This window comes from Curtobacterium sp. AC272, from assembly GCF_979258155.1.
On the sequence record NZ_OZ409838.1, the window covers coordinates 3596590 to 3621502 of the forward strand.

Consider the following 24913-nt stretch of genomic DNA (forward strand, 5'->3'; position numbering starts at 1 on the left):
AGGCGCCGGTCTCGGCGGTACTCGGCCGCGCGGTCCTGGCGACGCGGACGGGTGGCCGCGTCGTGGTTCACGGCGACGGCGGAACCGTCGTCGGCGACCCGCCACAGGAACGCGTGCGACGGCGCTGCGGCGAACACGACGTCGGCGTGCCCTCCGAGACGCGCCGGATCGCCGTGTCGAGGTCGTCCGGGTCGATGAACGGCGAGGTCGCCTGCAGGAACACCAGGACCTCGGGCAGCGCACCGCCGGCGGCCTCGAGTTCGTCGAGCACGTGGAGCAGCGCGGACTCCGATGACGCCTGGTCGCCCGCGAGGTCGGCCGGCCGTCGGACCACGTCGGCACCGGCGGCGCGGGCCTCCGCGGCGATGGCGTCACCGTCGGTCGTGACGACCACGGCGTCGATCAGTGCTGCGCTGCGTGCCGACTCCACGGCCCGGCGGACGAGCGACCGGCCGCCGACGGTCCGGAGGTTCTTGCCCGGGATGCCCTTCGAGCCGGCGCGTGCGGGGACGACGGCGAGGACGGTGGCCGAGGAGTGCATCTCCCGGACGGTACGAAGCGCGGGTGTCCCGGAGGCGAACTGCGGGCAGACGACGGCCGAACCGTTCCGGAACCGCTCGACCGGCGGGTCCCGGTTAGAATCGACGTCGCTCGCCTCCGTAGCTCAGTGGATAGAGCAGGTGGTTCTACCCACCGTGCCGCGGGTTCGATTCCTGCCGGGGGCACGACGCGAACGGGCCGCCATCCGATCGGATGGCGGCCCGTTGCTCGTTCGTGGGGGGTGTCGGACGCTGGGTGCTGGGTGCTGGGTGCTGCTTGTCCGTGCCCGCTACTCGTCGTCGTCCGCGGCGCGGCGGCGGAGTTCGGAGGCGCTGATCGGCTGCGTGTGCGTCGCCTCGGACGTCTCGTCCGCGTCCGTGGGCTCTGCCGGCGCCTGGGTGATGCGGGTCGGGATCGACGTCGTGTTCGTCGTGCCCGGGGTCTCGACCCTCGGAGCAGGAGCGGATGCCGGGGTCGTCGGTGCGCCCGGGGTCGTCGGGACGTCGTTGGCGGGCGTCCGGTTGACGTGGGCGTCGGCCGAGGTGGGCGCCGGCGTCGCGACGGTGGACGACGCGGGACGGTCGGTGCCGCGGGCCGGGGTCACCCGGTCGGCGTCACCGAAGGCCTTGGTGACGGCGTCGTCGTCCACCACCTCGGTGTCGTCGGTGCCGCGGCTCGGGTTGGAGCGTGCGGGGACGTGGGTGTGCCGAGCGCCGGGCGCACGGGCGGTGCGGCGTCGTCACCGTAGACGCGGGTGGTGTTCTCGCCGTAGGAGCGGGTGGCGTTGGCGTCCGACCCACCGCGGTTCACCGAGAACCCGGGTCCTGCAGCGGGAGCGGACGCCGACCCGGCTGCGGCAGCGGGGCGCCACCGGCGGGGGCCGACCCGGCGTTGGCCGGGGCCGACGGCGCGGAGGCGGGCGTGCCTCCTGGACGCTGTGCCGGACGCAGGGAAGTCGTCGTCGGCGTCGGGCGCTCGACGGGAGCGGCCTGAGCGGGCGCTGCCGGGGTCTGCGGGCGGGCGGTGCTGTTCTGGTCGGCGTTCCAGTCCTGCTGGCGCTTGATCAGGTCGGCATCCGGGTCGGGGGACTCGAACTTCCAGCGCTCGAGGTCGGCCTTGAAGAGCTTGCGTGCGCGGCCCGGACGGGCCTGCCACTCGAGCAGGCGGTCGCGGAACTCCGCGAGCGACTGGTCGGCCTGGAAGCTGAAGGTCGACGAGTTCTTCTTGATGTCGGCGATCTCGTGCTGTGCCCAGTTGGCGGCGAGGGGCGCACCCTGCACGGGGAGCAGCCGGAGCCGGATGTCGGCATCCTCTGCCAGGTGGTCCGCGTAGCCGCGTTCGTCGTGCCCGAGCGAACCCCAAGCAGCGGCCTTGCGCGCCGCGGAGATGATCGCCGCGACGGCGGCGTTCTTCGACTCGCGCTCCTGCAGGGCCACGACCCGTTTGGTCGCACCCCGTCCGATGAGCGCCGCGATCACGCCGGCGACGACGATGGCGACGAAGGGGATCACGGCACCCGAGATCACCCGCCACCCGTCGTCGGACGAAGTCCAGTCGGTCAGCTCGTTCCACCAGTCCATGCGCGCACCATACTCACCGAAACGGTCAGGCCCCGGGGAGGACGAACGGCGTTCCGCGCATCCGACCCGAGATGATTCCAATCTGGAACATCATGACCAGCGGAGGCAGTCCACGGCGTCGTCGGCGGACCACACGTTCGGCAGCTCGACGAACCGACGCTCGGTCGCGACGTAGCGACGGGCGCGGTAGGCGGTGTCACCGGCGACGTCGATGCGGTCGACGTAGCCGACGATCTCGCCGTTGGCGCGGGTCACGCGGCTCAGGTCGTCGCGGACGTCGAGGATGCGGTAGTCGCCGCGCGACCGGGAGAGCGGGACGGTGCGGATCCGCAGTGCGGGTTCGGTCGTGGTCTGCATCGTGGCCTCCTGGTCGGTGTGGTCTCGACGTTACGGGCCACCACCGACACGCCGGGGCCGTGCTGACGCATCGTGGACGGCAGGGTGGGCGGTGCGTGCTGTGGAGGGCATGTCCCCGGTCCGGCCCCGCGCGGATGTCGGGGAGGTAGGTTGTGGCCATGACCACGTTCGTGCTCGCAGGTGGATGTTTCTGGTGTCTCGACGCCGTGTACCGCACGCTCCAGGGCGTGCAGGACGTGGAGTCCGGCTACATCGGCGGTCGGGTGGAGAACCCGTCGTACGAGCTGGTGTGCACGGGGTCGACCGGTCACGCCGAGGCGGTCGCGGTCACCTTCGACGAGACGGTGATCCCGGCCGAGGTCATCCTCGACGTGTTCTTCACGCTGCACGACCCGCGGCAGCTCAACCGGCAGGGTGCCGACGTCGGCACGCAGTACCGCTCGGCGATGTTCCCGGCCGACGACGCGCAGCGCGCACTGTTCGAGCAGGCGATCGAGCGCGCGTCCGACATCTGGGACGGCGGGATCGTCACCACGATCGAGCCGCTCTCGACGTTCTACCCAGCGGAGGAGTACCACCAGGACTTCTTCGCGAAGAACCCCGGTCAGGGCTACTGCCTCGCAGTCGCGCTGCCCAAGGTGAACAAGGTCCGCAAGGCCTACAGTCAGTACATCCTGGCGTCCTGATCCTCGGGCGTCGGGGCCACGAGGAGGTGGTCGAACGATGACGAACAACACCGGGACCTGGGTCGCGATCGGTCCGGCAGGTGCGGTGGGCAGCATCCACCGTGCCGCGGACGGCTTCCAGGTCGAGCTCTACGGACGAGGGCGCACCGGCGGGCTCTACCCGTCGCTCGAGTCGGCGAAGGGCGCGGTCCACGCGGCGCTCGGCCCGCTCGCGGCGCGGCCCGAGTTCCGAGCGCACTAGCGGTCCAGGGCCGGACAGGAGGCCCGGGGGACTCGTCCTCCACAGGTCGCCTGGTCGGGTCCACACGCCACAGATCGAGCCCGGGGCTGCTTCCGCAGCCCCGGGCTCGATGACGATCGACGCATGAACGACATCATCACCGTCTGCGGAATCGTCGCCACGGAACCCCGTCACCTCGTCACCGAGACCGGCATCGCCATCACGAGCCTGCGCCTCGCCTCACCGTCACGTCGATGGGACCGGGCCAGCGCGGCCTGGGTCAACGGTGCGACCAACTGGTACACCGTCACCGCGTTCCGCTCCCTCGCGTCGAACGTGTTCAAGTCCCTGAAGAAGGGCGACCGCATCGTCGTGTCCGGCCGCGTCCGGATCCGCACCTGGGAGCGCGACGGCCGGGGCGGCACGTCGGTCGAGATCGATGCCGACGGCATCGGGCACGACCTGGCGTGGGGCATCAGCAACTGGGTCCGGGTGCCGCGGCAGGTGAACGACACCACGTCCGGGCACGGCGGCGTGCGGGGCGTCGATCCCCGAACCGGCGAGGTGCACGGCGGCGGCCTCGTCGCTGCTCCGGCGCTCGACGGTCAACGGCACGAGCACGGGCAGGACGCCGGCCACGAGCTCGGGGCGGACCCTCAGGCGGAGACCGACCACCGGGCCGAGGCCGACCACGGCGACGGGCCCGACCACGAGAACGAGGCCGGGACCGACCACGGGCTGGACGGCGCGGACGCGGTCGGGCCGTCCGAGCGGATGCTCGAGCAGGACGGAGCCGCATTCGACCCCCAGCCGTCGGATGACGACGGGCCGCTCACTCGGGCCGCCGCGTGACCCTGGTCAGACGCGCCGGACGGTCACCACTTCTGCGCGATCATCCCGATGCCGGACACCTGGTCGGTGTCCCAGTTGCCGCCGCGCGGCAGCCCGGAGACCCGACCGTTGATCCGGAACGTCGCTCCTGGACCGCCGGCTTGTTGATCTGGGTCGCCTTGATGCCGTGGAACGAGAAGTTCGTGTTCCACGTGCCGTTCAGACCGGTCCGGCCCTTGACGTTGCCCACCGTGATGCGGGTGTCCTGGACAGTGGAGTGCACGACGTCGCCGTTGAGGCGGCCGTTCGCCTCGGCGTTGAAGAACAGCCGACCGTCCAGGTTGAGCTTGAGCGTGCCGATCGTCTTGTGGTTGACGATCATCGTCGCGACGTCGTTCTGGTACCAGCGCATCCCGATCGGGGTGTTCTTGTTCGTCGCCGGACCGAGGTACCCGTAGGTGAACTTGCCGTTCTGCACCCGCTCCCAGATGAAGCGCGGCTTGCCCTTGCTCTCAGGCGAGCCCTTGTCCGACTGGATGCCGAACGCGTAGGCGTTGTTGTGGGCGTCGTGCACGTTGATGTACGACGAGTACCCCGTACCTGCCCCGTCCGCGCTGATGGTCGCCGTGTAGAGCAGGTACGGGGAGCCCTTCGGCACTGCGCCGGCGGCCGTCGCCGGAGACGCAGGCGCGACGAGGGCAGCGGTGAGCGCGATCGCTCCGAGGAAGGGGAGCGCGAGTCGGCGCAGTCGTGTGGCGTGCCTGGTCATGGTTGTCATCCCGTCCGTGATCCTGAGCCGGTCCGCGTCGTGGTGAGCGACGGGCCCCGAGGTGGTTGGCGAGGACAACCTACGTCGTCGTCACGGATCCCGACAGACCCCCGTTCCGCCGGGTGCGCGAAGCGGCGATCCGGTGCCGGGCGCGCGACGCACCGACGGGGTCACTACACTTGGGGCCGATATGGCTGAGTACATCTACCAGATGGTCCGCGCCCGCAAGGCGGTCGGCGACAAGCTGATCCTCGACGACGTCACGATGTCGTTCCTCCCCGGCGCCAAGATCGGCGTCGTGGGACCGAACGGTGCGGGCAAGTCGACGATCCTGAAGATCATGGCCGGTCTCGACCAGCCGTCGAACGGCGAGGCGAAGCTCACGCCGGGCTTCACCGTCGGCATCCTCATGCAGGAGCCGGAGCTCGACGAGACGAAGACCGTGCTCGAGAACGTCCAGGAAGGCGTCGGCGAGATCCACGCGAAGCTCGCCCGCTTCAACGAGATCTCCGCGCTGATGGCCGAGCCCGACGCCGACTTCGACGCGCTCCTCGCCGAGATGGGCACGCTGCAGGAGGAGATCGACGCCGCCGACGCGTGGGACCTCGACTCGCAGCTCGAGCAGGCCATGGCCGCGCTCCAGTGCCCCCGGGGGACGAGCTCGTCACGCACCTGTCCGGCGGTGAGAAGCGTCGTGTCGCGCTCTGCAAGCTCCTGCTCCAGAAGCCCGACCTGCTCCTGCTCGACGAGCCCACCAACCACCTGGACGCCGAGAGTGTGCAGTGGCTCGAGCAGCACCTGCAGCAGTACCACGGTGCCGTCCTCGCCGTGACCCACGACCGGTACTTCCTGGACCACGTGGCCCAGTGGATCGCCGAGGTCGACCGTGGTCGCCTCTACCCGTACGAGGGCAACTACTCGACGTACCTCGAGAAGAAGCGTGCGCGCCTCGAGGTGCAGGGCAAGAAGGACGCGAAGCTCGCGAAGCGCCTGTCCTCCGAGCTCGACTGGGTCCGCAGCAACACCAAGGGCCGTCAGGCGAAGTCGAAGGCCCGTCTCGCCCGGTACGAAGAGATGGTCACCGAGGCCGAGCGCACCCGCAAGCTCGACTTCGAGGAGATCGTGATCCCCGTGGGCCCGCGTCTGGGCTCGCAGGTCATCGACGCCGAGAAGTTGCACAAGCAGTTCGGTGAGCGCGTCATCATCGGTGACCTGTCCTTCACGCTGCCCCGCAACGGCATCGTCGGTGTCATCGGCCCGAACGGTGTCGGCAAGACGACGCTGTTCAAGACGATCGTCGGGCTCGAGCCCCTCGACGGCGGCACGCTGAAGATCGGCGACACGGTCGACATCTCGTACGTCGACCAGAGCCGCGGCGGCATCGACCCGAACAAGAACCTGTGGGAGGTCGTGTCCGACGGGCTCGACTACATCCAGGTCGGCAAGACCGAGATCCCGTCCCGCGCGTACGTCTCGCAGTTCGGGTTCAAGGGCCCGGACCAGCAGAAGCGTGCTGGCATCCTGTCCGGTGGTGAGCGCAACCGTCTGAACCTCGCGCTGACCCTCAAGCAGGGCGGCAACCTGCTGCTCCTCGACGAGCCGACGAACGACCTGGACGTCGAGACCCTCGGCAGCCTCGAGAACGCCCTGCTCGAGTACCCCGGTTGCGCCGTGGTCATCACCCACGACCGGTGGTTCCTCGACCGCATCGCGACCCACATCCTGGCGTGGGAAGGCCTCAACGAGGACGGCACGCCGAACTGGTACTGGTTCGAGGGCAACTTCGAGGCGTACGAGGAGAACAAGATCGAGCGCCTCGGTGCCGACGCCGCGAAGCCCGGGCGCGCGACGTACCGCAAGCTCACCCGCGACTGACCCGCGTGGCGAGACTGCACGCTCCCATCCGCATGCGGTGGAGCGACATCGACGCCTACGGCCACGTCAACAACTCCGCGATGCTGCGCCTGCTCGAAGAGGCGCGCATCGTGGGGTTCTGGGGCCCGGACGCCGGTGAGCTGTCGGCTGACGGCAGCCTTCCCGAGCCGATCATCGACGGTCGGCCGGGCTCCGGCACGATGACGGTGATCGCCGGACAGCGCCTCGAGTACCTCGCGTCGATCCCGTACCTGCGCCAGCCGCTCGACATCCAGATGTGGATCGGGCGGCTCGGTGGGGCGAGCGTCGACGTGTCGTACGAGGTCTGGTCGCCGGTCGGGCAGCAGCCAGCCGAGCTCTACACCCGGGCGACGACCGCGCTCGTCATGGTGGACGCCGCCACGAACCGTCCTCGGCGGCTGACCGCGGCCGAGCGTGCGGCGTGCGAGCAGTACCTCGAGGCGCCGGTGGAGTTCAGCCGCCCGTAGGGACCCGCATCATCCCCTCCTGCGCCACGGTCGCCAGCAGGCGTCCGTCGCGGGAGAACATCCGGCCGAACGCGAGCCCCCGGCCGCCCTGCGCACTGGGGGACTCCTGCGTGTACAGGACCCACTCGTCGGCCCGACCGTCGCGGTGCCACCACATCGCGTGGTCGAGGCTGGCGCTCTTCACGCCGGGCGTGCCCCAGGCGACGCCGTGCCGCCGCATGATCGGTTCGAGGATCGACAGGTCGCTGGCGTACCCGAGGACCGCACGGTGCAGCGCGGGGTCGTCCGGCAGGTCGCCCTGCACACGGAACCAGACCGCCTGGTGCGGCACGTGCTCGCCCTGCACGTCGACGAACACCGGTCCCTCGACGTGCCGCAGGTCGATCGACCGTTCGGCCCAGGCCTTGGCGACGGGGTGGTCGATGGTGGACAGGATCGACGCGGCGGACGGCAGCGACTCCGGTGACGGCGTGTCCACCGGGTACGGGTCCTGGTGCTCGACCCCGGTGTCCGGCACCTGGAACGACGCGATCATCGAGAAGATCGGCACACCGCGCTGGTAGGCCTGCACGCGCCGCGTCGCGAAGGACCGACCGTCGTGGATGCGTTCGACGCCGAAGGTGATCGGCACGTCGATGTCGCCGGGGCGCAGGAAGTACCCGTGCATCGAGTGGATGTCACGCCCCTCGATGGTGGCCTGCGCAGCGACGATGCACTGGGCGAGCACCTGACCGCCGAACACCCGCCCACCGGGGGACCAGTGGTTCGCGCCGGTGAGGATCGTCTCACCCGTGCTCGCACCGGTGTCCTCGAGTCGGAGTGTCCGCAGGAAGTCGGGTTCGCCGTTCACGTGGTGCAGTCTACGAACACAGGGTGCGCCGGTAGGATCGGTTCGACATGGGCACCTCGTTCACGCTTCCCGACGCCGCCTCCCTCGGTGACCTCCGCACGTACCTCGGACGTGCCGCTCGGATCGAGGACGGTTCGGTCCGGCTCATCGCCGACTCAGGTGTCCTCGCGGTCTACACGGCGATCCTGTACCCCCTCGGGCTCCTCGACGAGCTGCCGACGGTGCTCGGCCTCCGCACGTTCTCGCTCACCGAGCCCGCGACGATCGACGTCGTGGTGCCGCTGCAGTCCCTGCTCGAGCGCCTCCGGCTCCTCGCCGAGGCGCAGGACGCCGAGCACGCCGACGGTGCCGACCCGACGCGGGCCACCCCGATCGAGGTCGAGCTCCCGCACGAGGTCCACACCGTGACGTGGGCGGCGATCTCCCCGCCCCGTGGCGGATGGGTGCCGCTGCCCGACGTCTCGCCGGAGCTGCTGCGCCGCGCCACCCGTGACGGCATCGCCGAGGTCGCCGACGCTGTCCCGACCAACGCGGGTGAGGCGATCATCCGCAAGGTGCGATCCGAGGTCTGGGGCCGTCCGGTGCCGGGCATCGAGCACCTGCCGGCTGGTGCAGGCTTCGCGGGGGAGAGCCTCGGCTTCCTCGGGCACGACCCGGTCCGCCTGTTCGAGACGGGCCCGTGGAGCCGTCTGACGACGTCGCGCGGGCACGTGCTCGTCAAACGCCGCGCCTGGACCCTGAACCTGTAGCGAACGTCACGTCCTGGCGAGGTGGTTGGCTGGCCGCATGCACGTCTTGCTCACCGGCGCGTCCGGGTACATCGGTTCTTCCGTCCTCCGCGCCCTCGTCGCCCACGGGCACGAGGTGACCTCCATCGTCCGCTCCGACGAGAAGGCGCAGCACGTGCGTGACGCCGGTGGGCACGCCCTCGTCGGGGACGTCACCGACACCGAGGTCGTCGAGCGACTGCTGCACGAGACCGACGGCGTCGTCCACACGGCGTCCGCGCCCGACGTCGACCCGGACTTCACCGCGACGGTCCTTCGCTCGTCCGTCGGCACACCGAAGCCGTTCGTGCACACCGGCGGCATCTTCACCTTCGGCAACTCGACGGACATCTCCGAGCAGTCGCCGATCGATCCGCCAGAACTGACGTCGTGGCGCACGGCGAACGAGGCTGCCGTGCGGGCGAGCGACGTGCGGACCACGATCGTCGCCCCGGGCATCGTGTACGGGCGCGGTGCCGGCATCCCCGCGATGTTCGTCAGCGACGGCACCCAGCCGGTCACGCTGGTCGGTGACGGCTCGCAGCGCTGGACCACGGTGCACGTCGACGACCTCGGCGAGCTCTACGTCCTGGCGCTGGAGTGTGCCGAGCAGGACGGGTACATCGTCGCCGCGACCGGGGACAACCCGACGGTGCGCGAACTCGCCGAAGCGGGGGCGCACGGCGCACCGGTCGTCGCCGAGAGCGTCGATGCTTCGCGCGAGCGACTCGGTGAGGCCTTCGCCGACGCGCTGCTCCTGCACCAGGAGGCGTCCGGATCCCACGCCCGCTCCGCCTTCGGCTGGAACCCGACGCACCCGTCCCTGGTCCAGGACCTCGCCACCGGCTCGTACGTGCGCTGAGGACGACGAACGGCCCTCGACGACGGCGTCAGCGCCGCCGAGGTTCCACAACACGCCGCGCGCCGTTCGCCGAGGTTCCACGAACGGGACGAGACGGCACCGAGATGTGCAGATTTCGGAACCTGGGCGGCAGGCGGAACGTGGGCGGCAGGCGGAACGTGGGCGGCAGTCGGAACGTGGGCGGCTGAAGAGCTGGCGTCAGTCGAAGGTGTTCGTCATGGCGTGCGCGGCGCGGTCGAGGTACGCCCAGAGCTCGGCCTCGTCGAGGGGTGCGAGCTGCAGGGACTCGACGGCCTCGCGCATGTGGTGCAGCCAGCGCTCGCGGGCCTCGGACGTGATGCGGAACGGGTTGTGCCGCATCCGGAGCCGGGGTGTCCGCGTTCCTCGCTGTAGGTGCCCGGCCCGCCCCAGTACTGCTGCAGGAAGGCCGACAGGCGCCAGATCGCACCCTCGAGGTCGTCGGCCGGGTACATCGGCCAGATGACGTCGTCCTGCTGCACGCCCTCGTAGAAGCGGCGGACGAGCCGGTCGAAGGTCGGGGCGCCGCCGATGCGGTCGAAGAGCGAGCCGGTGGCCGAGACGCCGTGCTCGCCGACCCGAAGCGTGATGGGCTGCGCCGGAACACCGGGCACGCCGGGCACGCCGGGCATGCCGAGACCAGCCCCGCCGGGGCCACCGCTCGGAGGTGTGGGATCGGTCACTGGGGTCCTTCCCACCGTCGTGGTGGTCGTCGGTGCGGATCGGCTGCCCGAGCACGTTGCGCTTGGCGCGGCGCGGCTTGGTCGGTGCCGGGGTGGGACGCGTCTGCACGGACCGCAGCCCGTTGATCGAGGTGGCGTTCTCCCAGCCCTCTGGCATGATCATCGCCATCGCCGGCAGGGTGATGCCGAGCTCGTCGACGGCGTGCTTCAGGCGGGCGCGGAGTTCGCGGCCGACGACGTCGAGCTCGGAGGCGCGGGTCTTCACGACGAGGCGGAACACCATGCCGTCGGGGAGACCGACTGCAGCCCCCAGATCTCGGGCTTCTCGACGATGCGCTGGCGCCAGCGGGGCTCCTGCGACATGGTGACGGCGGCCGCGAGCAGGGCGTCCTGCACGGCATCGATGTCGGTGTCGTAGGGGACGGTGATGTCGACGAGGACGCGCGACCAGCCCTGGGACAGGTTGCCGACGCGCAGGATCTGCCCGTTCGGCACGAACCACAGGATCCCGTTGACGTCGCGCACCTGCATGACTCGGAGTCCGACGTTCTCGACGACGCCCGTGGCCTGCCCGGTGTCGACGACGTCGCCGACGCCGGCCTGGTCCTCGAGGATCATGAAGATTCCGGACAGCAGGTCCTTCACGATCGACTGCGCGCCGACGGCGAGGCCCGCGGCCACGAGCGATGCGCCACCGACGATGCCGACGGCGGCGTTCGGGATCGCCACGGGGATGATGATCGCAAGGGCCACCACCACGACGATGACCGTCGCGAGGTTCTCGAGCACGCTGCCCAGGGTGCGGGTCCGCTGCACCACGCGCGCGGTCTGGACCGGCGACGCGATGAGTGCCTGCGTGTCCTCGGCGCCCTGACGCTTCTTCACGCCGTTCACGACACGGTCGACGATCTGCTTGATCATCCGGCGGAGGATCACGCGCAGGATGATCGCCGCGATGATCGTGATCACGATCGTGATCGGGATGTGCCAGGCGTCGACGAACTGGGTGAACGCGTTGGATGCCCACTTCGGGACGTCGGAGGTCTCTGCAGCCAAGGTCATATCCGGTCGATGCTAAGGGCGGGGCCTCGGCGTTCCATGAGGAACGCCGAGGCCCCGCAGATCAGCGACGCAGACTCAGGCGTCGGCGGCCTGCACCCGGAGCGCACGCTCCGTGCCCGCGACGCTCTCGGACACGATGCGACGCAGCGCCGGGGTCTCCGGGTGCGCCTCGAGCCACGCGTGGGCGGCGTCGCGGAGCTCGGCCGACGCGAGCGGCGCCGGGTAGAGGCCCGAGACGATGGTGTCGGCCATGTGGTAGCTGCGCTCGGCCCAGATGCGGGTGAGCACCTCGAAGTACTTCGGCACGAGGCCTTCGAGCACGACGGGGCTGTTCACGTGCTGGAACCCGACAGTGGTCTGGCGCACGATCGCGTTCGGCAGCTCGGCGGAGTCGACGAGCGACGCGAACGCGGCCAGCTTGCCCTCGGCGGTCGGGATCGTCGCACGGGCGCGGGCCGCGGCCTGCTCACCCGACGCGGTCTTGTCGGCCGCGAGTTCGGCGTCGACCTCGGCGTCGGAGGCGGCACCGGCGAGCACGAGGCCCTCGAGCAGCTCCCAGCGCAGGTCGGTGTCGATCTCGAGCCCGTTCAGCGTGACCGAACCGTCGCGGAGCCCCTGCAGGGTGGCGACGTGCTCGGGCGTCGACGCGATCTGCGCGAAGAACTTCACGAACTGGAACTGGGCGTCCGACCCGGCCTCGGCCGATGCCGCGAGCTGCCAGAGCGTCTCGCCCACCGTACGGACCGTGGCGTCGACCTTCGACGGCGCCACGTAGTTGCGCGTCGTCAGGAGCAGCTGCGACAGGGTCGTGCGGATGGTCGTCGACTCGGATTCGGTCGCGATGTTGCCGAGCGCGAGCCGGACGTAGTCGCTGGCGGGCGACTCGGCGTCGCGCGTGGCGTCCCACATCGCACCCCACACGATCGAGCGGGCGAGCGGGTTCGCGATGGCCGCGAGGTGCTCGATCGCCGTCGTGCGGGACTGCTCGTCGAGACGGATCTTGGCGTAGGCCAGGTCGTCGTCGTTGAGGAGCACGAGGTCGCCGCGCTGCACGCCGACGAGCTCGGGGACCTCGGTGCGTGCGCCGTCGACGTCGATCTCGACGCGGTGCACGCGCTCGAGCTTGCCGCCCGAGGACGCGGTGTCGGCACCGAACGGCGCGGAGTCGTCCGTCCCGAACGCGTAGACGCCGATGGCGAGGCGGTGCGGGCGGAGCGTCGGGTAGTCGGCCGGCGCTTCCTGCAGGACGGCGAACGAGGTGATCGCGCCGGACGCGTCGACCTCGATCTCCGGGCGGAGCGTGTTGACGCCCGCGGTCTCGAGCCAGAGCTTCGACCATTCGGACAGGTCGCGGCCGCTGGTGGCCTCGAGCTCGACGAGCAGGTCACGCAGCTCGGTGTTCGAGTGGTGGTGCTTCTTGAAGTAGGCCGAGACACCGGCGAAGAACGCGTCGATGCCGACCCACGCCACGAGCTGCTTCAGGACGGAGCCGCCCTTGGCGTACGTGATGCCGTCGAAGTTGACCTGGACGTCCTCGAGGTCGTTGATCGTCGCGACGATCGGGTGGGTCGAGGGGAGCTGGTCCTGGCGGTAGGCCCAGGACTTCTCCATCGCCTGGAACGTGGTCCAGGCCTCGGTCCACTCGGTGGCCTCGGCGGTGGCGATCGTGGAGGCCCACTCGGCGAACGACTCGTTCAGCCACAGGTCGTTCCACCACTTCATCGTGACGAGGTCGCCGAACCACATGTGGGCGAGCTCGTGCAGGATCGTGACGACCCGGCGCTCCTTGATGGCGTCGGTCACCTTCGAGCGGAAGACGTAGGTCTCGGTGAACGTGACGGCGCCCGCGTTCTCCATCGCGCCGGCGTTGAACTCCGGCACGAAGAGCTGGTCGTACTTCTCGAACGGGTACGGGACGTCGAACTTCTCCTCGTAGTAGGCGAAGCCCTTCTTGGTGGTCTCGAACACGTACTCGGGGTCGAGGTACTCGGCCAGCGACTTGCGCGCGAAGACGCCGAGCGGGATGGTGCGGCCGTCGCTGCTCGTCAGTTCGTCGCGGACGACCTCGTACGGGCCGGCGATGAGCGCGGTGATGTAGCTCGAGATCGTCGCGGTGGGCGGGAAGGCCCAGGTCGCGTTCTCACCGTCGACGTGGGGCTCGGGCGTCGGGGAGTTCGACACGACCTGCCACCGGGATGGCGCCGTCACGGTGAAGGAGAACTGTGCCTTGAGGTCGGGCTGCTCGAACACCGCGAACATGCGGCGCGAGTCGGGGACCTCGAACTGGGAGTACAGGTACACCTCGTCGTCCACGGGGTCGACGAAGCGGTGCAGGCCCTCGCCGGTGTTCGTGTACAGCGCGTCGCTGACGACCACGAGCTCGTTCTGCTCCTGCAGGTCGTCGAGCTGGATGCGGACGCCGTCGTTCACCGCGGCGACGTCGAGCGCGGTGCCGTTCAGGGTGACGGAGTGCACGGTCTTCGTGATCGCGTCGATGAACGTGGACGCACCGGCGGTCGCGGTGAAGCGCACGCGGGTGGTGCTGCCGAACGTCTCGGCGCCGCGGGTCAGGTCGAGCTCGACGTCGTACGTCTGCACGCTGACGATGCCGGCACGTTCCTGGGCTTCGGTTCTGGTGAGGTTCTCTCCGGGCACGCAACGCTCCATCTTCGCTGAGGACGCGGACGATCGTGGTCCGCGAGGGGAGTCCCGGCACGGCGTCGTGCACCGGCGGGACGGTCATCCCCAGCCTAGCGACGCCGCGTACGCTCGGAGCGTGAGCGAGACGACTGTGGACAAGACGACGGAACACACGACGGAACACACGACGGAACACCCGACCGAACGCACCACCGTGGAGTTCTGGTTCGACCCGAACTGCCCTGGGCCTGGATGACGAGCCGCTGGGTGGGCGAGGTCGCCGAGCACCGCGACCTCGACGTCACGTGGAAGGTGATGAGCCTGTTCGTCCTGAACGAGGACCAGGACATCCCCGACGAGTACCGCGAGCGCATCCACAAGGGGCAGCTCTACCCGCGCATCGTCACGGCGGCGCGGCTCCGGCTCGGCCAGGACATCGTGAAGCCGCTCTACGACGCCCTCGGTGAGCACATCCACCACCGCCAGGAGCAGGACCCCGACCAGGTGGTCCCCGCTGTGCTCGCGGAACTCGGCCTCGACGCCGACCTGCTCGAGTACGCCTGGACGGACGAGGTCGACGCCGCCGTGCGCGTCAGCCACCAGGACGGCATCGACCGCGTCGGACAGGACGTCGGCACGCCCGTCATCGCCGTCGCCGGCACCGCGTTCTTCGGCCCGGTCATCTCCCCGGCACCCAAGGGCCAGGAAGCGCTCGACCTGTGGGACGGCGTCGTCGCGGTGGCGAAGTACCCCGGCTTCTTCGAGCTCAAGCGCTCGCGCACCGTCGGCCCGGTCTTCGACACCACCGCCTGACGCTCCGGCAAGCGGACGGGAGGCGCGGCTCGCCCCGCCCCTCGGCTCGCGTCAGGCGAGCGGCAGGCGCATGAGCGTCAGGTCCAGCCAGCGGTCGAACTTGCGTCCGACCTCGGGCACGACCGCGACCGTGCTGAACCCGAGCTTCTCGTGCAGGGCGATCGACCCGGTGTTCGTGCTGCAGATCCCGGCCATCATGACGTGTCGGCCCTCGGCGGTCGCCCGCTCGACGAGCGACCGCATCAGGGTCGAGGCGATGCCCTGACCGCGGAACGACTCGACCACGTAGACGCTGTGCTCGACGGTCAGTCGGTACCCGTGGTGCGGTCGCCACTGCGAGTACGTGGCGTACCCGGCCACGGTGCCGTCGACCTCGGCGACGAGCACCGGGTACCCGTCGCCCTGCCGTTCGGCCAGCCAGCCGTCGAAGTACGCGCGGGGTGCGGGGTCTCCTGCCAGATGGCGGTGGAGTGCAGCACGGCGTCGACGTGCAGGGCGTGCACGACGTCGAGGTCGCGGGGTCCGCAATCGCGCACCACGACCGGATCCGTCCCGTTCGTCGCATATGCTGTCGTCATGTCTCACATCGTAGACGACGAGCCGGGTCTCGCGGAACGTGCCCTCGGCGAGCGTCTCCAGCGCCTGCGCACCGAACGGAAGTGGAGCCTCACCGAGCTCGCCGAGGAGTCCGGTGTCTCCCGCGCGATGATCAACCGCGTCGAACGCGGGGTGTCGAGCCCCACCGCGACGATCCTCGGCCGGCTCTCCGGCGCCTTCGGCCTGACGATCTCGCAGCTCCTCGATGAAGCCCTCGAGCACGAGGTGCCCAGGGCGACCGACCCGGACGACGCACGTGGCATCCAACGCGGCGCGACCGCGGAGTCCTGGACCGATCCTGACACCGGGTACCGCCGCCGTCCGGTCTCGAGTGCGGCGTTCCCCGCGGACGTCACCGAGGTGCGCCTCCCGGCCGGCCGCGAAGTGGCCTACCCGGCGTCCGCCTACGCGTTCCTGCGGCACTGCATCTGGGTGGTCGACGGCGTGCTCGAGCTCGTCGTCGGCGGCGAGCCGACGCGGCTCGCCGCGGGCGACCGGATCGAGCTCGGTGACCCCGCCGACGTGGTCTACCGGAACCCGGGCGAGGGGCCCACGCGGTACGTCGTCGTGGTGGTCCGGGGCAGTAGCCGCAGGAATAGGATCGGTTCCATGCGCATCCACCTCGGAACGGACCACGCCGGCCTCGAGTTCAACCAGACCCTCGCAACGCACCTGACCGAAGCCGGGCACGAGGTCGTGGACCACGGACCGACCGAGTACGACGCGCTCGACGACTACCCCTCGTTCTGCATCAACGCCGCGCACGCCGTGGTGCAGGACCAGCGAGCCGGCGTCCAGGCGCTCGGCGTCGTGTTCGGCGGCTCCGGCAACGGTGAGCAGATCGCCGCGAACAAGGTCGAGGGCGTCCGCGCAGCGCTCGTCTGGAACGAGTCGACCGCACTCCTCGCACGCCAGCACAACGACGCCAACGTCATCTCGATCGGTGCGCGCCAGCACACCGAGGACGAAGCGATCCGCTTCGTCGACCTGTTCATCGCCGAGCCGTTCTCGGGCGAGGAGCGTCACGCGCGCCGCATCGCGCAGCTGGCCGAGTACGAGCAGACGGGGCACATCGCCGGCAAGCAGATCGACGGCTCGGCCGAGTAGACAGGTCCCATGCCCGAGGGTCACTCCGTCCACCGAATCGCCAACCAGTTCACCCGGCACTTCGTCGGCAAGCGCTGCGAGGTGTCCAGTCCGCAGGGGCGGTTCGCCGCCGGGGCCGCCCAGCTCGACGGCAAGCGGATGATCGCTGCCCGGGCGGTGGCGAAGCAGATGTTCCTCGAGTTCGAGGGCGACCTGTTCCTGCGCGTCCACCTCGGGCTCTACGGTGCGTGGGACTTCGCCGGCGACCTGTCGACCGCCACGGCGCTGTCGGCCGACGACGACGGCGAGGAATCGCTCACCTCCATCGGTGCTCCACGCCTGGCGCGGTACCGGATGGCCGAGCAGGAGAAGGTCGAGGACCCGATCGAGTCGTTCCCGCCGGACCCCGTCGGCCAGGTGCGCGTCCGGATCCTGACCGAGGACACCGTTGCCGACCTGCGCGGCCCGACGGCCTGCGTGGTGGAGACCCCGGCCGAGGTGCAGCGTGCCCTCGACAAGCTCGGCCCCGACCCGATGAACGACGACGGTCCCGAGGCCGAGAAGACCTTCGTGGACAACGTCCGCAAGCGGAACGTCGCCATCGGCCAGCTGCTCATGGACCAGTCCGTGGTGAGCGGCATCGGCAACATCTACCGCGCCGAGCTGCTGTTCCGGCAGCGCATCGACCCGTACAAGGTCGGCAAGAAGATCACCGTCAAGCAGGCGAAGGCGCTGTGGGCGGACTGGTCGAAGCTGCTGCACGACGGCGTCCGCGACGGCCTGATGATGACGATGGACGGCCTGTCCGACGCCGAGTACAAGAAGGCGCAGCGGTCGCGCAAGGACCGGCACTGGGTCTACCACCGCCAGGGCGAGCCCTGCCGGGTGTGCGGCACCGAGATCCGGGTGGCCGACATGGCCGGCCGGAAGCTCTACTGGTGCCCGAAGGACCAGAAGTAGCGCGCTTCAGAGCTCTGAGTACGTGAACCGTCCGGCGATCGCGGTCGCGAGCACGCGCATCGACCGCAACGAGGACGACGACGCTGCCAGCGGGTCCGACCCGACGAGCACCAGGTCCGCGACGTCGCCGACGGCCACGCTGACCCGACCGTCCGTCGAGCCCTGCCACGCGGCGAGCGCGGAGAGCCGTTCGGCGGGGTGCCACGGGTCGCGGCCGTCCCGGTCGCGTCCGACGGCCGCGGCCATCGAGATCCACGGGTCGAGCGGCGCGACGGGGGCGTCCGACCCGAGCAGCAGCCGGGCACCGGCTCGGGCGAGCGACGCGAACGCGAAGGCGCGGTCGGTGCGGCCCGCCCAGTGCCGGTCGGCGATGTCCCGGTCGTCCATGGCGTGCTCGGGCTGCACCGAGGCGGCCACTCCGAGCCTGGCGAACCGGTCGACGTCGGTGTCGACGAGCAGTTGCGCGTGCTCGATGGTGCCGCGGGCGCCGACGGCTTCGAAGACGTCGAGCGCGAGGGTGTTCGCGCGGTCGCCGATGGCGTGGATGGCGGGGACGAGTCCGGCGTCGACGGCTCGGCGGGTGATCGCGACGAGGTCGTCGAACTCCCACGCCAGCACACCGGAGCCGTCGGTCATGGCCGCGGTCCGGGTCCCGAGCGAGCCGTCGGTGACGACCTTGAACGGCCCCATCGTGAGCAGGCCGCGGGTCCGGTCCACGACGTCGCCGGTGCGGAGTCCGCGGTCGATCGCCGCGTCGAGTTCGGCCGGGTAGACGCCGGACGCCACCCGGAGTGCGTCGGTGCCGGCGTGGATCCGGCGCGCCCAGCGGTCGAGGCCGAAGCGCATCTCGAGGTCGACGATGCCCGTCACACCGCGCGCGGCAGCGGCCTCCACGGCGTCGGCGACGTACCCGTCGAGCAGGTCGTCCGGCACCTGCGAGAGCGCACCGGTCACGTCGAAGGCGTCCTGCTCGCGCAGGATCCCGTCGTCACCCGCCTCGAGCGAGCGGCCGACCAGTGCGGAGAAGTGCGCGAGCGCGAGGGCGTTGCACCAGACCGCGTGCAGGTCACCGCTGATGACGACGGTCGGGAGGCCCGGTGCGGCCCGGTCGAGCAGCTCGCGTCGTGCGGGGTCGGCCACAACCCGTCGCGGTAGCCGTGGCCGATCAGCACGCGGTCCGGCACCCCGGTCCGCGCGACCGCGGCGAGGAGGTCGGCGGTCGACTCCGCGGAGTCGCAGCCGGAGACGTCGACGCGGCGGCGCACCAGGGCCCACTGGTCGAAGTGCGTGTGGTGGTCGCGGAGGCCGGGGCCGAGCCAGGCGCCGGCGGCCTCGACGACCTCGGTGTCGGGGCCGGCGGGGTCGAGCGTGCCGGCCGGCGCGATCTCGGTGACCAGGCCGTCGGCGATGCGGACGTCGGCAGGGGCCCCGGAGGTGCCCACCCTGCGGACGGTACGGAGCAGGATCTCGCTCATCGAGCCTCCCGGTCGTCAGCGCGCGCAGCGTGCGCTCGTTCCATCTCGTCGGCGAGCGCCGGCGACGCGTAGGGGCCGTCGCCGCGCAGCCCCGCGATGATGCGGTCGACGACCTCGGGCGCCTTGTTCTGGGAGAGCTTCGCGCGAGCGTCGAACCAGGTGATGCGGATCCGGATGCCCACGGTGCCCTTCGCCATCCGGCGTGCGGTCTCCTCGTCGATCTCGAGGGACACCGGCTCCGGCATGACCTGCTCGAAGTGGTCGACGAGCTCGCCGAGCACCCGGAAGTTCTCGTCGTCGGACAGCAGCTCGGGCGTGCCCCACAGGTGGGCGGTGACGTGGTTCCAGGTCGGGACGAACTGCTCGGGCGGGTACCAGGCGGGGGAGACGTAGCCGTGCGGACCCTGCACCACGACCAGGACCTCGTGGCGGCCGAGTTCGTGCGCGAGTTCGTCGGGGCGGCCGACGTGCGAGACGAGGACGACCTCGTCGGGGTCGTCGTCCGGCCCGGGTGTCTCGAGCAGGAACGGGTAGTGCGACGCGACGATCCCGGCGTCGGTGTGCGACACGATCGTGGCCCACGGGTTGCCGGCGACGAGGCGCTTGACCTCGTCGACGTCCGTCATCAGGAAGTGGGGTGTGTGCCGCATGGTCCGAGCGTGGCACACGGCCCCCGTCGAGCGCGACACCTGTCGTTTCGCGAGTGTTTCAGAACAGTAAAAGTTTCAGAGTTCATTGAAAGAAGCATTGTGCCGGGTACTCGAACGGGCCTAGCTTCACTCATCAACGACGACCCGAGGAGACCCCCATGCGACGCAGGACCATCGCCGCCCTGGCCACGGCAGCCACACTGGCGCTCGTGGTGACCGGCTGTTCGGCGAGCGGCACGGCCGACTCCGCCGGCGGATCGAGCCTGGTGTACGCCACCGGCGAGCCCGACCACCTGACGCCCGGACGACAGACCGTCGCGTTCGACCAGGTGCAGAGCCTGTTCGCCCCGCTGACGCAGACCGACGCGAAGGGCGAGCTCCACGACGTCGCCGCGAAGAGCGTCGAGAGCGACGACGCCACCACGTGGACCATCACCCTCCGGGACGGCTGGACGTTCCAGAACGGCGAGGCCGTCACCCCGGAGAGCTACGTGAAGGCCTGGAACCACGTCGCCTACGGCCCCAACGCGTGGGAGAACAGCGGACAGCTCGCCGCGATCGTCGGGTACACCGACCTCAACCCGGCGAAGGGCACCCCGAAGACCAAGGAGATGTCGGGGCTGCAGGTCACCGGCAAGGACACCTTCACGGTCACGCTCACCCACGCCGACAGCCAGTTCCCGCTGCAGCTCAGCCAGGCCCAGACGGCGTTCTACCCGATGCCCGAGGCCGCCTACGACGACCTGAAGGCGTACGACGAGAAGCCGATCGGGAACGGCCCCTACGAGATGCAGTCGGCGTGGAAGGCGGACAAGGAGTTCACCGTCACCGCGTGGAAGGACTACGAGGGCACGAAGCCGGTCACGAAGGACGTCACGTTCCGGAGCTACTCGGACATGAACACCGCCTACACCGACGTCCTCGCGGGCAACGCCGACGTGCTGTTCCTGCCGACCGACAAGATGACGAGCGCGAAGGCCGACTTCGGTGACCGCCTGCACTCCTTCGACGCCCCGGGCATCGACTACCTCGGCTTCCCGCTCTGGGACGACCGCTACTCCGACCCCGACGTCCGGCGTGCCATCTCGATGTCGATCGACCGCGACGAGGTGAACACCGCCATCTACGGCGGCCTGTACGAACCCGCCACCGCACTCACGCCCCCGTCGATGTCCGGCACGGAGGAGGGCATCTGCGGCGACGCGTGCGAGTTCGACCCCGCGGCGGCGAAGCAGCTCCTGGCGAAGTCCGGTGGCTTCGACGGCACGATCACGCTCGTCTACCCCGGTGGCAGCGGCCTCGACTCGCTGTACGAGGCGTACGCCAACCAGATCCGGCAGAACCTGGGCGTCGACACCGTCGCGAAGGCCACCACCGACTGGGCCTCGTACTACTCCGAGCTGACGGACAAGAAGGTCGCCGGCCCGCACTTCGGTCACTGGGGTGCGCTGTACATCAGCCAGCAGAACACCCTCCGCGCCCTGTTCACCCTGGCCGGCGGCTGCTCGCCCTGCACCGGGTACTACCAGTCCGACACCGTCGACGCGTTGCTGGCGAAGGCCGACTCGGCCGGCTCGCAGGACGAGGCGAACGAGTACTACACGAAGACGCAGGAGGCCGTGCTCGAGGACTTCCCCGTCGTGCCGACCTTCTTCGACAAGTACTCGTACGTCACGAGCGACAAGGTCACCAAGCTCCCCGCGGTCGCCGGCAGCCCGGTCGTCGCGCAGATCGCCGTGAAGTAGGGCACCACCACATGGACCAGCGCACCATCCTCCGCCTGGCGGCCGAGGTCCCCGACCACGACGGCTTCCCGCTCGTCGACGACCTGCACGCCCGGTTCGACGCGCTCGCAGCGTCCCACCCGGACCAGGTCACGGTCACCCGGATCGGCACCAGCCGGCTCGGCGAACCGCTGCACTCCTACCGGATCGGCACCGGGGCGCACGCTGCCGTCGTGGTCGGCGGCGTGCACCCGAACGAACCGATCGGCTCGTGGACGGCCCTGCACCTCGCCGAGACGGTGCTCACCGACGACGACGCCCGTGCGCTCGATGTCACCTGGCACATCGTCCCGACGATCGACCCGGACGGCATGCGGCTCAACGAGGCATGGTTCCACGACCCGCACGACCGGGTGTTCTACTCGCGGCACTTCTACCGCCCGGCACCCGACAGCCAGGTGGAGTGGACGTTCCCGAACAGCCACAAGTCGGTGTACTTCGACCAGGTGCTGCCGGAGACGCTCGCGTTCATGCGGCTCATCGACGACACCGAGCCGGACCTGCTGGTGTCGCTGCACAACGGCGAGATGGGCGGGGTCTACTACTACCTGTCCGAGGACCTGCCCGACGTCGTCGACACCCTGCACGCAGTCCCCGCCGCGCTCGGGCTGCCGCTCGACACCGGGGAGCCCGAGTCACCGTTCCTGCGCGAACTCGCCCCCGCGGTGTTCGCGATGGACGGGATCGAGACCGCGTACGACTACCTCGAAGCACTCGGGGTCGACCCGGGCGAGCACATCCACGGTGCGTCGAGTGCGGCGTGGGCGATGCGGCACGGAGCACTGTGCATGGTGGCCGAACTGCCGTACTGGAGCCACCCGGACGCCGACGACCAGACCCCGACCGACGAGTCGTACGCCGACCTGCTGCGGCGCTGCTCCGCCGGGCTCGGTGCCTCGGGCGAGGAACTCCAGCAGCTGCTCGACGAGGCGTCGCCGATGCTGTCGATCGCGTCGCCGTTCCTCGAGGCGTCGCGGGCCTTCGTGCCGATGCTCGCCGGCACGGCGGACACCGACCGCCGCCGGGCCGACCGCGAGCCGGCCGACCGGCGGGCCACCGTCGCGGAGCGCTTCGGCTGCGAGGACCTGGTCCGCTGCTTCCGGCTGCGCTACGGCGGCATGCTGCTCCGGGCGTTCGAGGCGGAGACCACCGCCGGTACGGCGTCCGCGCCGCTCCGGCGCCTGCGCGACCGCTTGGCGGAGCGCTACGCGCACTGGCAGGCGGACGCCGCCACGGGCGCCGAACCGATCCCGATCCGCAAACTGGTGGGGGTGCAGTTCGGGGCGATCCTCGCCTGCGCGAGCCACGTCGCCGAAGGCGACGACGGAAGGCACAGCGCGGACCCGACCCGTGCCTCCCGTCCGGTGTCGGCGGCCGTGTCGGGAGGCGCGTGATGCGTCCGACGCTCGCCGTCGGTCGCCGGCTCGGCGGCCTGGCCATCGTGTTCCTCGGGGTGACGTTCCTCATCTACGCGATGACGTTCGCGCTGCCCGGTGACCCGATCCGGGCGCTCGGCGGCGACCGGCCGCTCAGCGACGCGGTCGTCCGCACGCTCCGGGCCGAGTACCACCTGGACCAGCCGCTCTGGCTGCAGTACGTGCAGTACCTCGGCGGGCTGTTCCGCGGCGACTTCGGCACCGACTTCAACGGGCAGTCCGTGGGCGAGCAGATGGCCTCGCGGTGGCCCGTCACGATCACCCTGGCGCTCACTGCGTGGGCCCTCGAGATCGTCCTGGGCATCGGCCTCGGGGTGCTCTCCGCCCTGAAGCGCGGGACCGCCCTCGACAAGACGGTCCTGGTCGGCACCATCGTCGTCGGTGCGATCCCCGTGTTCGTCCTCGGCGTCGCCCTGCAGCTCGTGTTCTCGGTGCGGCTGCACTGGTTCCCGGTCGCCGGCGTCACCGCGGGCTGGCCGACGGCGTACATCCTGCCGGCGTTCGTCATCGCGCTGTTCGGGCTCGCCGCGGTGTCCCGGCTCACCCGCACCTCGATGATCGAGACCCTCGACGCCGACTACGTCCGGACCGCACGGGCCAAGGGGCTCGCGCCCGGTCGGATCGTCGGCGTGCACGTGATGCGGAACTCGCTCATCCCCACCGCCACTTACCTGGCCACCGACCTCGGGTACCTGATGGGCGGCACCGTGATCATCGAGGGCATCTTCAACCTGCCCGGCGTCGGGAACCTGCTGTTCCAGGGCATCCGGTCGCACGAGGGCGCAGTCGTCGTCGGCATCTCGACCGCGCTCATCCTGGTGTTCCTCGTCACGAGCGTGCTCGTCGACCTGCTGCACGCCGCCCTCGACCCCCGCGTCCGGACCGGAGCAGCCGCATGACCACCTCAGCGCTCAGCGCCACCGTCGAACCCGTCGTCGGCGGACGACGACGACCCCTGCTGGCCGTGGCCCGCACCCCGGGCTTCTGGGTCCCCGCCTCGGTCCTGGTCGTCGTGCTGCTCGTCGCGTCGTTCCCGCAGCTGTTCGCCGGGCTGTTCGGCCACGGCGACCCCCGGGTGTGCGACCTCGGGCAGAGCGGCGCCTCGCCGACCAGCGGACACCCGTTCGGCTTCGACCTGCAGGGCTGCGACGTGTACGCCAACGTCGTGTACGGCACCCGGTCGTCGATCGCCGTCGCGGTGCTCACCACCGTGCTCGCCGGCATGGTCGCCGTCGTCGTCGGGACGATCGCCGGCATGGTCGGCGGCTGGGTCGACGCCGTGCTCGCCCGCCTGACCGACGTGTTCCTCGGCTTCCCGTTCCTGCTCGGCGCCGTCGTGGTGCTCAACAGCGTGGGGGAGCGGTCCGTGCTGACGGTGTCGCTCGTGCTCGCGCTGTTCGAGGTGGCCGACGATGGCCCGGCTCGTGCGGTCGAGCGTCCGCAGCGTGCGGAACGCCGAGTTCGTGCTCGCCGCCCGCACGATGGGGCTGTCCACCTGGCGGATCACCACCCGGTACGTGCTGCCGTCGTCGATCTCGCCGCTGCTCGTGCTCGCGACCATCACCGTGGGCGGCGTCATCGTGTCCGAGTCGTCGCTGACCTACCTCGGCATCGGGCTCGAGAGCCCGGCGATCTCGTGGGGACTGCAGCTCTCCGCCGCGACGTCGCAGTTCCTCCGCGCCCCGCACATGCTCATCGCACCCGCGGCGTTCCTCGCCGTCACGGTGCTCTCCGTCATCGCGCTCGGCGACACGCTGCGCGCCGCGCTCGACCCGCGTCGGCGCTGACCTGCACGGTGCACGCCGCGTCGCGGTGGGCACCGTCGCGACCGACGCGCCAGACTCGAACCACCGCCCTTCGAAAGGACCACCGTGACCGACACCC

25 protein-coding genes, 1 tRNA gene and 4 pseudogenes are annotated in these 24913 nt (G+C 70.4%); 16 read left to right on the forward strand and 14 right to left on the reverse strand.

Annotation, left to right across the window (positions count from 1 at the left end; all coding sequences use genetic code 11):
• Positions 1 to 67: 67 nt before the first annotated feature.
• The gene (locus ACZZ0J_RS18510; protein ID WP_463437958.1) at positions 68 to 541 is read right to left on the reverse strand and encodes an acylneuraminate cytidylyltransferase family protein; all 474 of its coding nucleotides are present in this window, start codon (positions 539 to 541) and stop codon (positions 68 to 70) included.
• Positions 542 to 653: 112 nt separating this feature from the next.
• Between ACZZ0J_RS18510 and ACZZ0J_RS18515 the strand changes: the two genes are divergently transcribed.
• Positions 654 to 725 (forward strand) — tRNA-OTHER (locus ACZZ0J_RS18515).
• Positions 726 to 829: 104 nt separating this feature from the next.
• On the opposite strand, the gene ACZZ0J_RS18520 is transcribed toward ACZZ0J_RS18515, so the two are convergent.
• The 3 genes from ACZZ0J_RS18520 to ACZZ0J_RS18530 all read right to left on the reverse strand — a co-directional run bounded on the left by ACZZ0J_RS18520 (position 830) and on the right by ACZZ0J_RS18530 (position 2477).
• Positions 830 to 1192: a hypothetical protein gene (locus ACZZ0J_RS18520; protein WP_463437959.1), complete on the reverse strand. Its 363-nt coding sequence runs from the start codon at positions 1190 to 1192 to the stop codon at positions 830 to 832.
• A 154-nt stretch (positions 1193 to 1346) separates the two neighbouring features.
• A complete protein-coding gene (locus tag ACZZ0J_RS18525) occupies positions 1347 to 2120 on the reverse strand; it encodes a hypothetical protein (protein ID WP_463437960.1) in 774 nt (257 codons plus the stop codon).
• 90 nt (positions 2121 to 2210) lie between these two features.
• Positions 2211 to 2477: a hypothetical protein gene (locus ACZZ0J_RS18530; protein WP_111086795.1), complete on the reverse strand. Its 267-nt coding sequence runs from the start codon at positions 2475 to 2477 to the stop codon at positions 2211 to 2213.
• Between the two features lie 158 nt (positions 2478 to 2635).
• On the opposite strand from ACZZ0J_RS18530, the gene msrA reads away from it, so the two are divergent.
• The 3 genes from msrA (at position 2636) to ACZZ0J_RS18545 (ending at position 4235) form a co-directional block, all read left to right on the forward strand.
• Complete coding sequence (msrA, locus tag ACZZ0J_RS18535; protein WP_214546446.1) at positions 2636 to 3163, forward strand: peptide-methionine (S)-S-oxide reductase MsrA; 528 nt, start codon at positions 2636 to 2638, stop codon at positions 3161 to 3163.
• 37 nt (positions 3164 to 3200) lie between these two features.
• Positions 3201 to 3404, forward strand: coding sequence for a methyltransferase (locus ACZZ0J_RS18540; protein WP_111086793.1), 204 nt, complete (start codon positions 3201 to 3203; stop codon positions 3402 to 3404).
• A gap of 123 nt (positions 3405 to 3527) precedes the next feature.
• Positions 3528 to 4235 (forward strand): single-stranded DNA-binding protein, encoded by a 708-nt coding sequence (locus tag ACZZ0J_RS18545; protein WP_194672395.1) that lies wholly within the window; start codon positions 3528 to 3530, stop codon positions 4233 to 4235.
• 40 nt (positions 4236 to 4275) lie between these two features.
• On the opposite strand, the gene ACZZ0J_RS18550 is transcribed toward ACZZ0J_RS18545, so the two are convergent.
• Positions 4276 to 4983 carry a hypothetical protein gene (locus ACZZ0J_RS18550; protein WP_463437961.1) on the reverse strand — a complete coding sequence of 236 codons (708 nt, stop codon included), beginning with the start codon at positions 4981 to 4983 and terminating at the stop codon, positions 4276 to 4278.
• 190 nt (positions 4984 to 5173) lie between these two features.
• On the opposite strand from ACZZ0J_RS18550, the pseudogene ettA reads away from it, so the two are divergent.
• Positions 5174 to 6858, forward strand: a pseudogene (gene ettA, locus ACZZ0J_RS18555) (energy-dependent translational throttle protein EttA).
• 32 nt (positions 6859 to 6890) lie between these two features.
• Positions 6891 to 7346 (forward strand): acyl-CoA thioesterase, encoded by a 456-nt coding sequence (locus ACZZ0J_RS18560; RefSeq protein WP_123673308.1) that lies wholly within the window; start codon positions 6891 to 6893, stop codon positions 7344 to 7346.
• Here the strand turns inward: ACZZ0J_RS18560 and ACZZ0J_RS18565 are convergent.
• Complete coding sequence (locus ACZZ0J_RS18565) at positions 7333 to 8196, reverse strand: acyl-CoA thioesterase (protein WP_123673310.1); 864 nt, start codon at positions 8194 to 8196, stop codon at positions 7333 to 7335. The genes ACZZ0J_RS18560 and ACZZ0J_RS18565 overlap by 14 nt on opposite strands.
• A 47-nt stretch (positions 8197 to 8243) precedes the next feature.
• Between ACZZ0J_RS18565 and ACZZ0J_RS18570 the strand changes: the two genes are divergently transcribed.
• Both ACZZ0J_RS18570 and ACZZ0J_RS18575 read left to right on the forward strand, forming a co-directional pair.
• Positions 8244 to 8945 (forward strand): hypothetical protein, encoded by a 702-nt coding sequence (locus tag ACZZ0J_RS18570; protein ID WP_123341116.1) that lies wholly within the window; start codon positions 8244 to 8246, stop codon positions 8943 to 8945.
• Between the two features lie 37 nt (positions 8946 to 8982).
• The gene (locus ACZZ0J_RS18575; protein ID WP_463437962.1) at positions 8983 to 9825 is read left to right on the forward strand and encodes an NAD-dependent epimerase/dehydratase family protein; all 843 of its coding nucleotides are present in this window, start codon (positions 8983 to 8985) and stop codon (positions 9823 to 9825) included.
• A 198-nt stretch (positions 9826 to 10023) separates the two neighbouring features.
• Here ACZZ0J_RS18575 and ACZZ0J_RS18580 read toward each other — a convergent pair.
• From ACZZ0J_RS18580 to pepN, 3 genes and pseudogenes are all read right to left on the reverse strand, one after another.
• Positions 10024 to 10475 (reverse strand): annotated as a pseudogene (locus ACZZ0J_RS18580) (globin).
• A gap of 312 nt (positions 10476 to 10787) precedes the next feature.
• Positions 10788 to 11582, reverse strand: coding sequence for a mechanosensitive ion channel family protein (locus ACZZ0J_RS18585; RefSeq protein ID WP_463437963.1), 795 nt, complete (start codon positions 11580 to 11582; stop codon positions 10788 to 10790).
• 81 nt (positions 11583 to 11663) lie between these two features.
• The gene (gene pepN / locus ACZZ0J_RS18590) at positions 11664 to 14243 is read right to left on the reverse strand and encodes an aminopeptidase N (protein WP_463437964.1); all 2580 of its coding nucleotides are present in this window, start codon (positions 14241 to 14243) and stop codon (positions 11664 to 11666) included.
• Between the two features lie 199 nt (positions 14244 to 14442).
• Here pepN and ACZZ0J_RS18595 point away from each other — a divergent pair.
• A pseudogene (locus tag ACZZ0J_RS18595) lies at positions 14443 to 15041 on the forward strand (mycothiol-dependent nitroreductase Rv2466c family protein).
• 51 nt (positions 15042 to 15092) lie between these two features.
• Here the strand turns inward: ACZZ0J_RS18595 and ACZZ0J_RS18600 are convergent.
• Positions 15093 to 15569: an N-acetyltransferase family protein gene (locus tag ACZZ0J_RS18600; protein ID WP_463437965.1), complete on the reverse strand. Its 477-nt coding sequence runs from the start codon at positions 15567 to 15569 to the stop codon at positions 15093 to 15095.
• A 48-nt stretch (positions 15570 to 15617) separates the two neighbouring features.
• Here ACZZ0J_RS18600 and ACZZ0J_RS18605 point away from each other — a divergent pair.
• From ACZZ0J_RS18605 to ACZZ0J_RS18615, 3 genes and pseudogenes are all read left to right on the forward strand, one after another.
• Positions 15618 to 15833, forward strand: a pseudogene (locus tag ACZZ0J_RS18605) (helix-turn-helix domain-containing protein); the annotation flags it as partial.
• Between the two features lie 414 nt (positions 15834 to 16247).
• Positions 16248 to 16745 carry a ribose-5-phosphate isomerase gene (locus ACZZ0J_RS18610; RefSeq protein ID WP_123293994.1) on the forward strand — a complete coding sequence of 166 codons (498 nt, stop codon included), beginning with the start codon at positions 16248 to 16250 and terminating at the stop codon, positions 16743 to 16745.
• 9 nt (positions 16746 to 16754) lie between these two features.
• Entirely contained in the window at positions 16755 to 17684 is a 930-nt protein-coding gene (locus ACZZ0J_RS18615; protein WP_123293993.1) for an Fpg/Nei family DNA glycosylase, read from the forward strand.
• Between the two features lie 6 nt (positions 17685 to 17690).
• On the opposite strand, the gene ACZZ0J_RS18620 is transcribed toward ACZZ0J_RS18615, so the two are convergent.
• From ACZZ0J_RS18620 to ACZZ0J_RS18630, 3 genes are read right to left on the reverse strand one after another with little or no spacing between them, the layout of a single operon-like run.
• Positions 17691 to 18749, reverse strand: coding sequence for an amidohydrolase family protein (locus ACZZ0J_RS18620; protein ID WP_463438230.1), 1059 nt, complete (start codon positions 18747 to 18749; stop codon positions 17691 to 17693).
• Positions 18635 to 19159: a hypothetical protein gene (locus ACZZ0J_RS18625; protein ID WP_463437966.1), complete on the reverse strand. Its 525-nt coding sequence runs from the start codon at positions 19157 to 19159 to the stop codon at positions 18635 to 18637. The genes ACZZ0J_RS18620 and ACZZ0J_RS18625 overlap by 115 nt, the downstream gene beginning before the upstream one ends.
• Entirely contained in the window at positions 19156 to 19809 is a 654-nt protein-coding gene (locus tag ACZZ0J_RS18630; RefSeq protein ID WP_463437967.1) for an FMN-binding negative transcriptional regulator, read from the reverse strand. The genes ACZZ0J_RS18625 and ACZZ0J_RS18630 overlap by 4 nt, the downstream gene beginning before the upstream one ends.
• Before the next feature lie 158 nt (positions 19810 to 19967).
• Between ACZZ0J_RS18630 and ACZZ0J_RS18635 the strand changes: the two genes are divergently transcribed.
• The 3 genes from ACZZ0J_RS18635 to ACZZ0J_RS18645 are packed head-to-tail and all read left to right on the forward strand — an operon-like array spanning position 19968 to position 23928.
• Positions 19968 to 21554: a peptide ABC transporter substrate-binding protein gene (locus tag ACZZ0J_RS18635; RefSeq protein WP_228510196.1), complete on the forward strand. Its 1587-nt coding sequence runs from the start codon at positions 19968 to 19970 to the stop codon at positions 21552 to 21554.
• An 11-nt stretch (positions 21555 to 21565) separates the two neighbouring features.
• On the forward strand, positions 21566 to 22987 hold the full coding sequence (locus tag ACZZ0J_RS18640) for a M14 family zinc carboxypeptidase (RefSeq protein WP_463437968.1): 1422 nt from the start codon (positions 21566 to 21568) through the stop codon (positions 22985 to 22987).
• Positions 22987 to 23928 (forward strand): ABC transporter permease, encoded by a 942-nt coding sequence (locus ACZZ0J_RS18645; RefSeq protein ID WP_123341105.1) that lies wholly within the window; start codon positions 22987 to 22989, stop codon positions 23926 to 23928. The genes ACZZ0J_RS18640 and ACZZ0J_RS18645 overlap by 1 nt, the downstream gene beginning before the upstream one ends.
• Positions 23929 to 23933: 5 nt before the next feature.
• Here ACZZ0J_RS18645 and ACZZ0J_RS18650 read toward each other — a convergent pair whose 3' ends face one another.
• The gene (locus ACZZ0J_RS18650) at positions 23934 to 24524 is read right to left on the reverse strand and encodes a hypothetical protein (protein ID WP_463438256.1); all 591 of its coding nucleotides are present in this window, start codon (positions 24522 to 24524) and stop codon (positions 23934 to 23936) included.
• Between ACZZ0J_RS18650 and ACZZ0J_RS18655 the strand changes: the two genes are divergently transcribed.
• Positions 24442 to 24816 (forward strand): ABC transporter permease, encoded by a 375-nt coding sequence (locus ACZZ0J_RS18655; protein WP_463437969.1) that lies wholly within the window; start codon positions 24442 to 24444, stop codon positions 24814 to 24816. The two genes, ACZZ0J_RS18650 and ACZZ0J_RS18655, sit on opposite strands and share 83 nt — an antisense overlap.
• Positions 24817 to 24913 lie beyond the last annotated feature (97 nt).

Excerpts from the sequence above, each read along its gene's own strand:
- ACZZ0J_RS18510 (WP_463437958.1), bottom strand. The coding sequence starts at position 541 with ATGCACTCCTCGGCCACCGTCCTCGCCGTCGTCCCCGCACGCGCCGGC.
- ACZZ0J_RS18525 (WP_463437960.1), bottom strand. The coding sequence starts at position 2,120 with ATGGACTGGTGGAACGAGCTGACCGACTGGACTTCGTCCGACGACGGG.
- ACZZ0J_RS18530 (WP_111086795.1), bottom strand. The coding sequence starts at position 2,477 with ATGCAGACCACGACCGAACCCGCACTGCGGATCCGCACCGTCCCGCTC.
- msrA (WP_214546446.1), top strand. The coding sequence starts at position 2,636 with ATGACCACGTTCGTGCTCGCAGGTGGATGTTTCTGGTGTCTCGACGCC.
- ACZZ0J_RS18540 (WP_111086793.1), top strand. The coding sequence starts at position 3,201 with ATGACGAACAACACCGGGACCTGGGTCGCGATCGGTCCGGCAGGTGCG.
- ACZZ0J_RS18545 (WP_194672395.1), top strand. The coding sequence starts at position 3,528 with ATGAACGACATCATCACCGTCTGCGGAATCGTCGCCACGGAACCCCGT.
- ACZZ0J_RS18550 (WP_463437961.1), bottom strand. The coding sequence starts at position 4,983 with ATGACCAGGCACGCCACACGACTGCGCCGACTCGCGCTCCCCTTCCTC.
- ACZZ0J_RS18560 (WP_123673308.1), top strand. The coding sequence starts at position 6,891 with ATGCGGTGGAGCGACATCGACGCCTACGGCCACGTCAACAACTCCGCG.
- ACZZ0J_RS18570 (WP_123341116.1), top strand. The coding sequence starts at position 8,244 with ATGGGCACCTCGTTCACGCTTCCCGACGCCGCCTCCCTCGGTGACCTC.
- ACZZ0J_RS18575 (WP_463437962.1), top strand. The coding sequence starts at position 8,983 with ATGCACGTCTTGCTCACCGGCGCGTCCGGGTACATCGGTTCTTCCGTC.
- ACZZ0J_RS18610 (WP_123293994.1), top strand. The coding sequence starts at position 16,248 with ATGCGCATCCACCTCGGAACGGACCACGCCGGCCTCGAGTTCAACCAG.
- ACZZ0J_RS18615 (WP_123293993.1), top strand. The coding sequence starts at position 16,755 with ATGCCCGAGGGTCACTCCGTCCACCGAATCGCCAACCAGTTCACCCGG.
- ACZZ0J_RS18625 (WP_463437966.1), bottom strand. The coding sequence starts at position 19,159 with ATGAGCGAGATCCTGCTCCGTACCGTCCGCAGGGTGGGCACCTCCGGG.
- ACZZ0J_RS18630 (WP_463437967.1), bottom strand. The coding sequence starts at position 19,809 with ATGCGGCACACACCCCACTTCCTGATGACGGACGTCGACGAGGTCAAG.
- ACZZ0J_RS18635 (WP_228510196.1), top strand. The coding sequence starts at position 19,968 with ATGCGACGCAGGACCATCGCCGCCCTGGCCACGGCAGCCACACTGGCG.
- ACZZ0J_RS18640 (WP_463437968.1), top strand. The coding sequence starts at position 21,566 with ATGGACCAGCGCACCATCCTCCGCCTGGCGGCCGAGGTCCCCGACCAC.
- ACZZ0J_RS18645 (WP_123341105.1), top strand. The coding sequence starts at position 22,987 with ATGCGTCCGACGCTCGCCGTCGGTCGCCGGCTCGGCGGCCTGGCCATC.
- ACZZ0J_RS18655 (WP_463437969.1), top strand. The coding sequence starts at position 24,442 with ATGGCCCGGCTCGTGCGGTCGAGCGTCCGCAGCGTGCGGAACGCCGAG.